5 protein-coding genes and 1 rRNA gene are annotated in these 13,741 nt (G+C 63.3%); 2 read left to right on the top strand and 4 right to left on the bottom strand.

All coding sequences use genetic code 11. The features are described from left to right. Positions 1–48 precede the first annotated feature (48 nt). A complete protein-coding gene (locus tag LUB09_RS19120) occupies positions 49–996 on the top strand; it encodes a LysR family transcriptional regulator (protein ID WP_209984807.1) in 948 nt (315 codons plus the stop codon). Positions 997–1,122: 126 nt separating this feature from the next. Here the strand turns inward: LUB09_RS19120 and recD are convergent, their stop codons facing one another. From recD to recC, 3 genes are read right to left on the bottom strand one after another with little or no spacing between them, the layout of a single operon-like run. Then, complete coding sequence (gene recD, locus LUB09_RS19115; RefSeq protein WP_231423416.1) at positions 1,123–3,192, bottom strand: exodeoxyribonuclease V subunit alpha; 2,070 nt, start codon at positions 3,190–3,192, stop codon at positions 1,123–1,125. Further along, positions 3,189–6,863, bottom strand: a complete 3,675-nt coding sequence (gene recB, locus LUB09_RS19110; RefSeq protein WP_231423414.1) for an exodeoxyribonuclease V subunit beta — start codon at positions 6,861–6,863, stop codon at positions 3,189–3,191. The genes recD and recB overlap by 4 nt, the downstream gene beginning before the upstream one ends. Beyond that, positions 6,860–10,309, bottom strand: a complete 3,450-nt coding sequence (recC, locus tag LUB09_RS19105) for an exodeoxyribonuclease V subunit gamma (RefSeq protein WP_231423413.1) — start codon at positions 10,307–10,309, stop codon at positions 6,860–6,862. Before recC ends, recB begins: the two co-directional genes overlap by 4 nt. A 214-nt stretch (positions 10,310–10,523) precedes the next feature. Between recC and LUB09_RS19100 the strand changes: the two genes are divergently transcribed. Then, positions 10,524–13,592: an autotransporter domain-containing protein gene (locus LUB09_RS19100; RefSeq protein ID WP_231423412.1), complete on the top strand. Its 3,069-nt coding sequence runs from the start codon at positions 10,524–10,526 to the stop codon at positions 13,590–13,592. 73 nt (positions 13,593–13,665) lie between these two features. On the opposite strand, the gene rrf is transcribed toward LUB09_RS19100, so the two are convergent. Next, positions 13,666–13,741 (bottom strand): 5S ribosomal RNA (gene rrf / locus LUB09_RS24145); the annotation flags it as partial.

Genomic DNA, 13,741 nt, shown 5'->3' with positions numbered 1-13,741 from the left:
ATAGATGTGCAAATCTCTAATAAGAACGCACATAAAAGCCGGTCCAATATGCAAAAAAACATCACCTCACTGGGCTCCCTGAACTGGGATGACCTGAAGTTTTTTCTCGAAGTGGCGCGTACCCGCAAGGCCAGCGTTGCGGCCAAGCGCCTGGCAGTGGACTACACCACGGTGTCGCGGCGCATCACTTCGCTGGAAGTGTCCCTCGGCACGCTGCTGTTCGAAAAATCCCGCACCAACGGCTTCGTGCTCACCGCCGAGGGCCAGCGTTTGCTCGGTTACGCCGAGTCCATCGAAAGCACGTTGCACATGGCCTGCGAGCAGGTGTCCGGCTCCGGCGTGGCGTTGTCCGGCCATGTGCGCATGGGCTGCACCGAGGGCTTTGGCAGTTTTTTCATCACGCCGCAGTTGAGCCATTTCGTCGACACCTATCCCGCCATCTCGGTGGACATCCTGCCCCTGCCCCACTTCATCAGCCTGTCCAAGCGCGAAGCCGACATCGTCATCGCCCTGGAACGCCCGGAACACGGGCCGTATGTGTGCTGCAAACTGTGCGATTACCAATTGCAGCTGTACGCGACCCAGGACTACCTCGACCGGCACCCACCGATCCAGCGTCCGGCAGATCTGGCCGAGCATCCGTTTATCAGCTACGTGGATGACCTGGCGTTCAGTTCAGAGTTGCTGTACCTCGCCAACGTGGTGCCAGGTGCCAGCGCCAGCTTGCGCAGCACCAGCGTAATCGCGCAGTACGTGGCCGCGCAGCAAGGGCGGTCGCTGGCGATATTGCCATGCTTTCTCGCGGCGCAGGACCCACGCTTGCTGCCAGTGCTGGGGGAGCAGATTGCGATTACGCGGCAGTTCTGGATGTACTGCCGGGAGGATTTGCGCAAGCTCAAACGGATCACCCTGCTGTGGGATTACATCCGTGAGGTGACGGAGCAGAACCAGCGGTTGTTGATGGGGGAAACGCGGGAGATGCGATTTGCCGATTAAATGTGGGAGTGGGATTGCTCCCGATGGCTGTGAGTCAGTGACCTATCAGTGCCTGACACTCTGCTATCGGGAGCAAGCCCCCTCCCACACTTTGATTGCATTACAGATTGAGAATGGAGGGTCCGTTCAGTCAGCCTCTACTGTGTCCTGGCCCAGTTCCAGCATCAACCCGCTCAAGCGCTTGACCTTGCGCCGCACCGCTTCTTCGAACACGCCGCCACGCGGTTCGATCAGGCTGAACCAGCGTTTGGCGCGGGTGATGCCGGTGTAGATCAGCTCTTTGGTGAGCACCGGGTTGAGCGCATCCGGCAGGATCAGCGCAGTGTGGGTGAACTCGGAGCCCTGGGACTTGTGCACGGTCATGGCGTACACGGTTTCCACATCATTCAAGCGGCTGGGCAGCACAAAGCGCACGCCGCCCTGGCCGTCGTTGCGCGGAAAGGCCACGCGCAATACCTGCGGGCCGCCGTCACTTTCCGGCAGTTTCAGGGCGATGCCAATGTCGCCGTTCATCAGCCCAAGGCCGTAGTCATTGCGCGTCATCAAGACCGGGCGCCCTTCGTACCATTGCTCGTCGCCTTCGATCAGCTTCACTTTGCGCAAGGCGGCGGTGATACGCAGGTTGAGGCCTTCCACGCCCCAGGGGCCCTTGCGCACGGCGCAGAGCAACTGGAACGCGTCGAAGGCTTGCAACAGTTGTTGCGCCCAGTGGGTCCAGGCGGGGTCTTCGCGTGGGGTATCGAGCGGCGGGCGCGCGGACTGCAGCAGGTTCAGGTAGTAGCGATAACCCTGGGCGCCATCGCCCTGCCCGTCCAGCACCAGCCGTTCCAGGGCGTGGTCGTGCTCGCCCTTGAGGCTGACGCAGAACAGGTCGCTGTGGCTGCGCGCGGCCAACAGTGCACGTGCCTGTTCGGCGTTTTGCTGGTTGACCCAGCGCGCCAGCTGGCCGATGCCGCTGCCTTCGCCAAAACGCCGCGAGTAACGCAGCATCACCACTTGTTGCGCCAGCGGGTGGCTGGCGTCGAGGTCTTCCTGCAAGTCGCTGGCACTGAGGTCTTCGCCGCTGACCGCTTGCAGCCATTGCCGCGTCTGTGGGCTGTACCAGCCGGCCTCGGCGTCGCGGCACAGGTCGCCGAGCACGGCACCGGCCTCCACCGAGGCGAGCTGGTCCTTGTCACCCAGCAGCACCAGCCGCGCGTGAGACGGCAAGGCGTCGAGCAGGTTGGCCATCATTTCCAGGTCGATCATCGAGGCTTCGTCCACCACCAGCACATCCAGCGGCAGCGGGTTGCCCAGGTGATGACGAAAGTGCCGGGTGCCTGGGCGGCTGCCGAGCAAGCGGTGAACGGTGGTGACCTGGGTCGGGATCTTGTCCTTCACGCCCTGCGGCACATTGAGCGACAACACTTGCTGGCTGATGGATTCGGTCAGGCGCGCGGCGGCCTTGCCGGTGGGCGCGGCCAGACGAATGCGCAACGGGCTGCCGGCCTCCACGGCGGGCGCCTGCAACAGCGCGAGCAGGCGCACCACGGTGGTGGTCTTGCCGGTGCCGGGGCCGCCGGTGACGATGCTGAACGCACCGCGGGTGGCCAGGGCGCAGGCGAGTTTCTGCCAGTCGATCACGCCATCCGGCGGGGCGTGTTCGAACAGGCCGTTCAAGCGTTGGGGCAAGTCGGTCGAGACGGTTTCTTCGGTGGCCAGGCGCAGGCGCAACGCCGTGTCGATGCGCCGCTCATAGGCCCAGTAACGGCGCAGGTACAGGCGTTTGCCGGCCAGCACCAACGGCCGGCTGTGGGCGGACTCGCTGTCATCGACGGCCAACGCGACCAACGGGCTGGCCGCCAGGGCCTGGCACCAATGGGCGCCGTCAAGGCCGTCGAGCAGTTGCGACGGCAGCAGCATGGCGCCGGTCTGCAGGTCGCCTTCGGGGGGCAACGACAGGGCGAAATCCGCTGCCTTGAGGGTTTCGAACAGGTCCAGGCACACATGGCCGTGGCCAAGCTGGTGACTGGTCAAGGCCGCCGCCAGCAACACCAGGGGGTCGGCGTGCGGGTCGAGCTCATGCAGGAAGCCGACGAAGGCTTTGTCCAGCGCACGCAGCCAGCCACGTTCGACCCAACGTTCGAGCAGTTGCAGCAGGTCGGCGGCGCGGTTCAAGGGCGCCAGTGCCTCCAGCGGTAGCGGCGACAGGCTCATAACAGCACTCCTTGTTCCCACGCGGGCTCAGCCTTGGGCGGTATCGATTTACCCTGGAACAGCAGGTCAAGCCCCTCGATCAGCGCGCGCGGTGGCCGGGTGAAATACGCGCCCTGGCTGGCGGCCTGGGTGCCCCGCAGGAACAGGTAAAGCGCACCGCCGACATGCCGGTCGTAGTCGTAATCGGGCAAACGGGCCTTGAGCTGGCGATGCAGGGCCAGCAGGTAGAGGACGTATTGCAGGTCGTACCGATGCTCGAGGATCGACTGTTCCATGGCCTCGACGGTGTAGGCCGAATCATCGGGGCCGAGCCAGTTGGATTTGTAGTCGGCCACGTAGTAGCGGCCCTCGTGTTCGAACGTGAGGTCGATAAAGCCTTTGAACATGCCATTGAGCAATACCGGTTCGGCAGCCACGCGCGACACGCCGTGATGGGTGTGCTGACACACCAGCCTGTCGAGGGCGAGCACATCGACCTTGTGACTGGCGAACCAGAATTCCATCTCGATCTGATAGTGCTGCAGACCGCTGAGCGTGACCTGATCGTCATGCAGGGGCAGCGGCGTTTCCAACAGATGGCCCAGCCAACTGCTGAGGGTGACGATCCAGCCTTCCCAGTTGCGACGATTGCAGCGCGCGCCGACGGCTTTTTCGAGCGCCTGTGGGGTCACGTCGAAACCTTCCTCACCGGCCCACTCGAGCAAACCGTGAAGGAAGGTCCCGGGGTTAGGGCCACGTGGGAAACGGTGAATATCGCCGCCGGACGCTGCCACTTCGCGCGGGGCATCGGGGTCGAGGCGTTCGTCATCGAACAGCTTCTGGGCCTGGGGGCTTTCCGGCGCTTCGAGGGGGGCGGCGCTCATGCTGTCGCCAATGCGCAGGGCACTGTAGGACGCGATCCACCAGTTTTCCGCCGCCTTGCGCGTGGGCAGCAACGGCGCCAGCAAGGTGGCCTGGTTGCGCGGCGGGTGGAAGACATTGTCCTGCGGGTCGGGCACCTCAGTGTAGTGCACCGCCGGGCAGCCTTGCGCCAGGTCCAGCAACCAGCCCGCCAGCCCGGCAGACTCGCCCAGCGCGGCGCCGGCACCGAGCAGATAGCCGAGCGCCGACAGGTGCAGCACCGAGCTGCTGGTGTTGCCGCGCTTGAGGTCGGCGATGCCGAGCCAACACGCATGTTTCGCGCGCGTGAGGGCCACGTAGAGCAGGCGCAGGTCTTCGGCCAGGCGCTCGTCGTCGGCTTGGGCGATCAGCTCGGCGGTGGGACGCAGGCTGACCTGGGACTTACCCTGTTGATCGTGGTAATGCAGCGGCAAGCGGCTGCCATCCACCGGTTTGGCCGAGCAGATGAACGGCAGGAAAACGAGGTTATATTCCAGGCCCTTGGACTTGTGAATGGTCACCACCTTGACCAGTTGCTCGTCGCTCTCCAGGCGCAGGATCTGCTCTTCACCGGCCTGACCGGACAGCGCCAGGTGTTCGGCCAGGTGACGGATCAGCGCCTGCTCGCCATCGAGTTCCGAGGCGGCCTGTTGCAGTAACTCGCTCAGGTGCAGCAGGTTGGTCAGCACCCGTTCGCCATCGCTGCGGGCGATCAGCGTTTGCGGCAGTTTGAAATCATGCAGTAAGCGACGCAGCATCGGCAGCACGCCCTGGTTGCGCCAGATCGCGCGGTAGCCACGAAACTGCATCACGCGGGTTTCCCACGCCAGTTCATCCTGGTTCAGGCGCTCCAGTTCCGCCAGCGACAGGTTCAAGGTGACGCAGGCCAGCGCGGCGCGCAGTGGGCGCTCGACGTCGGGCTCGGCGCAGGCTTTGAGCCAGGCCAGCAGGTCGTGGGCTTCCTGAGCGGCGAACACTGAATCCTTATCGGACAGGTACACACTGCGCACGCCACGGGCTGCCAACTCGGCACGCACGGCCTGGGCTTCCTTGCCATCGCGCACCAGGATGGCGATGTCTGACGGCAGCACGCCATTGAAGCGGTCATCCTGCTGCCGCAAACCTGCCGTGCCTTGTTGCCCACCGTTGAGCAGCTCGACAATCTGGGTCGCGCAGACAGCAGCCAGATGCTTGCGATAGATGACGTTGGAAATCGGCTGATCGGTGGGCAGGTGCCAGAGGTTCAGCGCCGGCAGCGTCTGACCATTGACCTGCAACTGTTCCTTGCGGCCCTGGGCCAGCACCGCGTGGAACGGTACCGGGTTATCGCCATTGGGCTCACGAAACAGAAACGCGCCACGGCCTGTTTCCGCACGCTGGAACACATGGTTTACCGCCTCGACCATGGCATGGCTGGAACGGAAATTGGTGCCCAGCGTGTGATGGCGGCCGAGGGTGGATTTGCGCGCGCGCAGGTAGGTGTAGATGTCGGCGCCCCGGAACGCGTAAATCGCCTGCTTGGGGTCGCCGATCAGGAACAGGCCGCTGTCGAGGTGGTTTTCTTCGATACGGTAAATGCTGTCGAAGATGCTGTACTGCACCGGGTCGGTGTCCTGGAATTCGTCGATCAGGGCCACCGGGAACTGCTCGCGGATCACACTGGCCAGGCGCTCGCCGCCTTCGGCTTGCAGGGCGGCGTTAAGGCGGATCAGCATGTCGTCAAAGCCCATTTCGGCGCGGCGACGTTTTTCTTCTTCAAACCGTTTGCCGACCCACCCGGCGGCGTGTTGCAGCACGGCGGCGTCGGGCGTCGGCAAGGCATCAAGACGGGCTTTGAGATCGGCCATGGCCTCGATGCCGGGATGCTGCGGCGGGTCGCCCTTCCAGGCTTCGGCCATGCCGTCCGGGGTAAGCCGCGTGAAGCCGGTGCCGATGTCCAACTGCTCCAGGCTTTCGTCGGCGGCCCAGGCGCTGATTTTTTCGAACCACGGCTCGAAGTAACGGGCCTGCATCTTGCGGCCGTCAACCGCTTTGGCGGCGACGGCCTGCAGGCAGATCTCACGCAATTCCGTTGCCCATTGTTGCCAGGGCGCCTTGAGGTGGATCAGCGCTTCACGGCGTTCCTGCAGGCAGGCGTTGATCAGCTCGGCCGGCTCGCGGGTCTCGTCGGTCGGCCGCTCGCTGCCGAACAGCGCGCGCACCCGTGGCATGAGCGCGGCCGGGCCACCCCAGTGGTTGCGCACCCAGTTGAGTGCGTCGTCGTGCAGGGGGTAGCAGAACAGCCGCCAGTAATCGCGCAGCACCTCGCCCAGCAGATCGCTGTGGTCGGTTTCCAGGGTCTGGGTGAACAGGCTGCCGCTGTCGAAGGCATGTTCGCGCAGCATGCGCTGGCACCAGCTGTGGATGGTCGAGACGGCTGCTTCGTCCATCCACTGCGCGGCGATGTCCAGGCGATTGGCGCAGGCAGGCCATAGCTCGGGCGGGTATTCGTCGCGCAGGTCGGCGATCAGCGCGTCCGGCTGTTCGATTTCAACGCGGAAAAAGCGTGCGGCTTCGGCCAGGCGGATGCGGATGCGTTCGCGCAGTTCCTTGGTGGCGGCGTCGGTGAAGGTCACCACGAGAATTTGCGGCGGCAGCAACTCGTGACCAAAACCGGACGTTTCGCCACCGTGGCCGAGCACCAGGCGCAGGTACAGGGCCGAAATGGTGAAGGTCTTGCCGGTGCCGGCGCTGGCTTCGATCAGTTGGCTGCCTTTGAGCGGGAACGCCAGGGCCAGGGGTTTGCGGGTCATGCGCCGGCCTCCTCGCGGGTGAGTGATCGCCAGGACGCATTGATCAGCGGGCGATACAGGGTTTCGGCCCAGCCCTCGAACTCTTCGCTGGCGGTGAGCGCGGCATAGTCGGGAAATTGCCGGGTGAGTGCCGGGCTTTCACGGCGCTCGCCATCAGTGGTAATGCCATCGCCTTCGTAGGCTTTGCTGGCGGCCGCCTGCGCCTTGACGGGGTCGGTTTGGCCCAGCCAGGCAAACGCGGTTTTGACGGCGACTGGCAGCGGCTTGCTCATGCCGGTGTGCCAGGCCAGCAGCAGGTCGTTGAGCAGGGCTTGGGCCGCGGCCTTTTCCAGTGGGGCCAGCAGCAAGGTGTCGTCGCTGGCGACCAGGCCGGTGCTCAATGGCAGTCCGCAGGCGCAGGCCACTACATGGTTGACCCAGGGCCGAATCAGGCGATGCCACTTGCGTGTCTTGATCGAGCCGATGCTGTTGGGGATGGTGGTGACGCTCAGTAATCCGCCATCACTGCGCCGATGCAGGCCGCTGACCCAGCCGTCCAGTTGAATGCCCTGGTAGTCGAAGCTGATCGGTTCTGCGCCGGTGTGGGGCGTGGGCCAAAGCGCGAGCAATTGTTGATAGCGCTGCAGCAAGTCGGGCAACGGCTCGATCAACTCGTTGCGCAGGCATTCGCCGAAACCGACCATGGGCAGCAGGCCGCTGCCTTGCAGGCGCAGGGCCTGGGCGCTGAGGGCCTGGTCGAGCTGATCGGGTCGGGTCAGGGCGGCGTTGAGCAAACTGTCGCTCAGGCTATAGCGTTGCAGGGCGTCGAGGACGAAAGGTTCTTCGTCCGCCAGCGGTACTTCGGCGGCTTCGAAGAACACCTTCAGACGCTGGCTGAAGAAATGTTTGACCGGGTTGCGCAAAAAATCCTGCAATTGGCCGAGGCTCAGGGGTTCTTCCTGCTGATGCGGTGCGAGTGCGTCTGCGATGGGTGGGGCGTCGGTCGCCTGGTGCAGCATCTGCCATTCGCGGGCGTAACTGAACAGCGCGTCGCCTTCGTGGAAGTAGCGGGCGCTGAACGGTTGGAGCGGGTGTTCCTGGGTCATGGCCTCCAGCAATGGAGCGTCCTGGAGGTTGTGCCAGCCGCTGGCCATATGGTCGCGCAACTGGCCGATCAGCACCGAGGCCGGCCGGTCGCTGTTGTCGCGAATGCTGCGGCCCACCCAACTGATATAGAGCTGGTCGCGGGCCGAGAGCAGGGCTTCGAGCAGCAGGTAGCGGTCGTCTTCGCGGCGTGAACGGTCGCCGGGACGGTAGTCGCTGCCCATCAGGTCGAAATCCAGCGGCGGTTGCGCGCGCGGGTAGTCGCCGTCGTTCATGCCGAGCAGGCACACCAGCTTGAAGGGGATGGCGCGCATGGGCATCAGGGTGCAGAAATTGACGGCCCCGGCGAGGAAACGCTGGGACAGGCGGCCCTGATCCAGACCGGCCAACCACGCTTCGCGCACCACGGTGAGGGGTAATTCGTCCTGCAGGCCGACGGACTCACAGGTTTCCAGCCAGGTTTCTCTCAACTGTTCGAGCTGGCCCAGCAGGTAGTCGTCATGTTCGCTGCTGGCCAGGAAGAACCGTTGCATCAGGCGCTGCAGGCGTTCGCTCCATACCCTCGGCGACGCGGCTTGCGACAGGGCTTGATGGGCGTCATTGAGCGCGTCGAGCAGGGCCACCAGCGGGCCGATCAGGGCAGCATCGAGGCCGCCGATTTCGTCGTAGGGTTCGATGCCGTCGCAGGCCATACCGGTGCCGACCGCGTAGCCGAGCAACATGCGACGCAGGCCGAATCGCCAGCTGTTCTGCTCCAGCGCTGGCGGCAGGCCCAGGCCGGCGCGCTGTTCGGCGTTAAGGCCCCAGCGGATACCGGCGCCTTCGATCCAGCGATGCAGGGTGGGCAGGTCGCGCTCCTTGATGGCGAAACGTTCGCGCAGGGCGGGCACGTCGAGCAGGTCGAGGATTTCACTGACGGGGAAGCGGCTGTCAGGCAGTTTGAGCAGGTGCTCGACGGCAATCAGCAACGGATCGCGGCCGCGCTGGCCCTGGTCGGTGAGCGTGAACGGAATGAAGCGTGGATCGCTGCGTTCGAGTTGACCGAACACCGCGCGAATATGCGGCGCGTAGCTGTCGACGTCGGGGACCATGACGATGATGTCCCGAGGGCGCAGCGTGGGGTCGGCGCTGAAGCGCTGGAGCAGTTGGTCGTGGAGGATTTCGACTTCGCGTTGGGCGCTGTGGGCGATGTGGAAGCGGACTGAGGTATCGCGCTGCAGGTCGACGGCGGGCCACATTTCGCGGGTTTCACTCAAGGGGCGCAGTTCGAGAATGTCGTCCTGCAGCTGGTTGAGCAGCGTGGTGGGCTCGCTGTCGCTGAACAGGTCGATGCGACCGTCGCGGAACGCGGCGCGATAGCTGCTGGGGTCGTCGTAACTGTCCAGCAGGCTGATGTAGTCGCGCCCCTGCTTACCCCAGGCGGCGAGCAGCGGGTGCGCGTGCTGGTGCAGGGTTTGCGGGTCGAGGGTGACGGGCATGCCGGCTTTGCGCGCCTGGCGTTTGTACTCGTTGCGCAGCAGGTCCTTGTCGGCAACGATGTCGGACCAATGATGGCGGCAAGGGTTGTGCACGCAGAGCAGCACCTGGCTGAATCGGGCCAGGCCGGCGAGGGCTTCGAGCGCCTGGGCGGGCAGTGATGAAATGCCGAAGACGATCACTCGCGAAGGCAGGCCCTTTGGCGCTTGCTCAAGGCTGTTGATGCGTTCGATGAAGCGCTGATGCACACCGGCGCGACTTTGGGCCATGCCCTGCTCTCCCACATCCAGCAGCAGTGCGCGCCATAATTCGGCTTGCCAGCAATTGGCGGGATTGAGGGGTTTGGACTCGCCTCGACCGTTGCGTAATTGATGGCGGCCGGCGGCCCAGTCTTCCAGCCAATCGGCGCGGTAGACCTGGTACTGGTCGAACAGGTCAGCCAGGCGTTCGGCGAGTTGGTAGCGTTTGCGCAGGTCGGTGTCGTCGGTCAAAAAACGCTGCAGCGGCTCGAAGTGTGGCTGGTCGATCAGCTCCGGCAGCAGACGCATCAGGCGCCAGGTCAGGGGCGCCTTATCGAGCAGCGATTTGGGCGGGATTTCGTCGCGGCCCAGCACCATGCGATAGAGCTGCCACATGAAGCTGCCGGGCAGTTGAACGTCGATGGCGGCGGCAATACCGCAGCCGCCCATGTCGTCGTCCTGCGGATCTTCGGCCAGGGCCAGCTTGAGCCATTGGGCGATGCCGTTGCTTTGCACCAGAGCGATTTCGTTTTCCAGGGGCGCCAAGGGGTAACGGCGCATCCAACTGACCACCAGGCTGCGCAGCTCGTCCAGGCGGTTGCCGTGAACCACCATGAACCCAGCGCTGAGGGACGTCGCATCCGGCATAACGGCTTCCTTGGGAAAAGCACAATCGAGGGGTGCGACTTTAGCACTGTGGGCCGTTATTGGCGGGCTTGAGATGGTTTAGGCCCCCTGGAGCCGCCACAAATGTGTCACTGCGCATACATGGGCGTGTAAAACCTGCTTGCTAGGGTCGGCGCCTTATCCCGATAGAGTGAAGGCGAAGGCTATGCGATCCAACACCCAAACGGCCCAGATAATGGCGTCTTCATTGCTACTTTCATTGCTTGCCGTATCGGTTCAGGCAGCGAGCCGTGCGGGGGACGACAGCATCAACGGTGTCGATCTGCTGTCCGGCTTCGGCACGCTGTGGACGACCGGCGCGACCTGGGATACCGGCACGCCGACCGCGCTGGGTCAGGGATTGCTCAGGCGCAACCTGCAAATCGTGCTCGACCGCGCCAACGCTCGTACCGTTGCGCAAGAAACCGCCGCCTACTTCGATGATCGCCGTGACCAGAGCTACAGCGCCATCAGCGGGCTCGGTTCGTTGAGCGCTGCCTACAAGGCAGGCGCTGGCGCTTTCACGACCATCACGCAATTCGACGACAGCAACAAAACCGTCAGGTACGACGATAAAGGCAACGGCGCCGGCAGCTCCTCTTCGGCGCTGGGCAAGGTGGTCGATCTGGTCGGAGCGTTGCGTAATGACGCGTCTACCACGCCTGCCAAATCCCACTATCTGTATCCCCGTCCCTGGCGGCAAAGCCTGGACGGTCAAAACCTGGAGTTCGTGGTGCAGCCTTCGCTGCGGCCGGCCAAGAGCACGACGCCGGCCAGCGATTCGGGATTCCCCAGCGGCCATACCAACGCTGCGTACTTGTCTTCCTACGCACTGGCCTACGCGATTCCCGAACGTTTCAGCGAACTCATGCTGCGCGCGTCGGAAATCGGTGACAACCGTATTGAAGCGGGCATGCATTCGCCTTTTGACGTGATCGGTGGGCGCATTACCGCAACGTATTTCGCCATCGATAACTTGTCCAACCCGGCCAATGCTCAACTGCGCGCCGATGCGCGGGCACAGGCGCTGGCGTATTTCACTGCGCAATGCGGCGGCAATGTTAATAACTGCCTGGCGACCATCGACCCGGCCACTGACCGTACCTCTCAGCACGCTCAGGACAAGGCGCTGTATACGTCGCGCATGACTTACGGATTCGATCCTGTGGGCGCGACCAACCTGGCGCCGGTAGTGCCGGTTAACGCCGAAGTGCTGTTGGAAACGCGCTTTCCTTATCTGGACGCGAGCCAGCGCCGCGAGATTCTGGCGACGACTGAAATTGCCTCAGGCTATGCGGTGATCGATCAGTCAGGCGGCTATGGCCGATTGAACCTGTACGCGGCGGGCGATGGTTTCGCGGCGTTCAATTCCAACGTCACAGTGAACATGGACGCCAGCCTCGGTGGCTATAACGCCATTGACGCCTGGCGCAACGATATCAGCGGCAGTGGCGCGCTGATCAAGAACGGCAGCGGTAATCTGCTGCTGACCGGTAATAACACTTACTCGGGCGGCACGGTGATCAATGGCGGGGTTCTGACCGGTCACGCCCAGGCGTTCGGCAGCGGAGCGATCACCGATGACGCCACACTGGTGGTCGATCAGTCAACCAACGATACCCTCGGCAACACACTGGCGGGCAACGGTGCGCTGATCAAACGGGGGGTGGGGTCGTTGAACCTGACCGGCAATAGCAGTCTGTCGGGCGCGACGACTGTGCAAGCCGGGCGCCTGGCCGTAAACGGCAATCTGGGGAACTCGCTCGTCAGTGTGCAGCAAGGCGCAACGCTGGGTGGCAACGGCATTGTTGGCGGCATCAATGTCGCTCAGGGTGGCGTGGTGGCGCCGGGCAATTCGGTCGGGCAACTGAACGTCAAGGGTGACGTCAACCTTGCTCAGGGTGCGGTCTATCAGGTGGAGTCGGACGCTGCCGGCAATGCTGATCGCATCGTCGCCAGCGGTCGTGCAAACATCAATAACAGCACATTGTCGCTGGTTGAAGGCGGTCACTGGCTGGCCGCGAGCCGTTACTCGATCCTCTCGGCAGCCGGCGGCGTAAGCGGTGCGTTTGCTCCCGTGCAAACCAACTTCGCATTCCTCACCCCAACGTTGAACTACACAGCTACCGATGTGGGCCTGACGCTTGATCGTAACGCGCAGAGCTTCTCCACCCTTGCGACTACCCGCAATGCCAGGGCTGTCGCGCAAGGGCTGGACAGCGCGGGTGCTGGCAATGCGCTCTGGCGTCAGGTGGTACAGGATGACGCGCCGACGGCACAAGCCACGTTCAAGGCGTTGTCCAATGAGCTGCATGCTTCAACGCAGACTGCATTGATTGAAGACAGCCGACTGGTGCGTAATGCCATGAATGATCGCTTGCAACAATCGCAGTCGGCGCAGGCATTCGGCAGCACGGCGCAAACACTGGTCGGTGATGCTTCGCGTGGCGTGGTGTGGACTCAAGCCATTGGCGCGACCGGGAAAACCGACGGCAGCCGTGACGTCTCGGGACTCGACAGTCATACCAGCGGGCTGTTGTTCGGCGTTGATGTACCGCTCGATGATACGTGGCGCGTGGGCGCGCTGGCTGGCGTGAGCAGCAGCAGTTTCGACCTGCGTCATGCATCCGGCTCCACTGACAGCGATAACTATCACCTGGGCGTCTATGGAGGCGCCAAGTGGGGCCAACTGGGCCTGCGCCTGGGCGCGGTGCGCACCTGGCACGAGCTGACGGCCAAGCGCACGCTGGACTTGCCGGGCTCTTCCGAGCATTTCAAAGAAGATTACAAGGCAGCGACCAACCAGGTCTTCGGCGAACTGGGTTACTCCATCGAAATGGGTAACGCGCTGCTCGAACCCTTCGCCAACCTTGCCCATGTGCGACTGGACACTGACTCCTTCGATGAGAACAGCAACCTGATCACGCTGGAGAACAAGTCCCAGGACAATCACATCACCTTCAGTACCCTGGGCCTACGTGCAGCCACTCATTTGAATGCTGGCAGCGTCGCGGTCAAGCCTAACGCCATGCTGGGCTGGCGTCGCGCCTATGGCGACGTGACGCCAGAGAGCCGTGCCGCTTTCAGTGGCGGCGACACCTTCGAATTGGCCGGCGCACCGATTGCTCGCAGTGCAGCAATAATCGGCGTGGGCGTCGATCTGGGGTTGAGCGATACCTTGAGCGTGGGGTTGAGTTATGACGGTCAGGTGAGCAGCAATACATCTGATCAGTCGTTGAATGCTCGGCTGACATTGGCGTTTTAAGCGTAAAGCCTGACTTTCCAACCGCCCAAAACAAAACCCCATCTGCTTTCGCAAATGGGGTTTCGGAATTTAATCTTGACGATGACCTACTCTCACATGGGGAAACCCCACACTACCATCGGCGATGCATCGTTTCACTACTGAGTTCG

The organism is Pseudomonas sp. Leaf59 (assembly GCF_920984685.1).
Lineage (GTDB): Bacteria > Pseudomonadota > Gammaproteobacteria > Pseudomonadales > Pseudomonadaceae > Aquipseudomonas.
Note: the sequence above shows the minus strand (reverse complement) of the source record. Positions and strands in the feature narration are given on the sequence as shown.

Excerpts from the sequence above, each read along its gene's own strand:
- LUB09_RS19120 (WP_209984807.1), top strand. The coding sequence starts at position 49 with ATGCAAAAAAACATCACCTCACTGGGCTCCCTGAACTGGGATGACCTG.
- recD (WP_231423416.1), bottom strand. The coding sequence starts at position 3,192 with ATGAGCCTGTCGCCGCTACCGCTGGAGGCACTGGCGCCCTTGAACCGC.
- recB (WP_231423414.1), bottom strand. The coding sequence starts at position 6,863 with ATGACCCGCAAACCCCTGGCCCTGGCGTTCCCGCTCAAAGGCAGCCAA.
- recC (WP_231423413.1), bottom strand. The coding sequence starts at position 10,309 with ATGCCGGATGCGACGTCCCTCAGCGCTGGGTTCATGGTGGTTCACGGC.
- LUB09_RS19100 (WP_231423412.1), top strand. The coding sequence starts at position 10,524 with ATGGCGTCTTCATTGCTACTTTCATTGCTTGCCGTATCGGTTCAGGCA.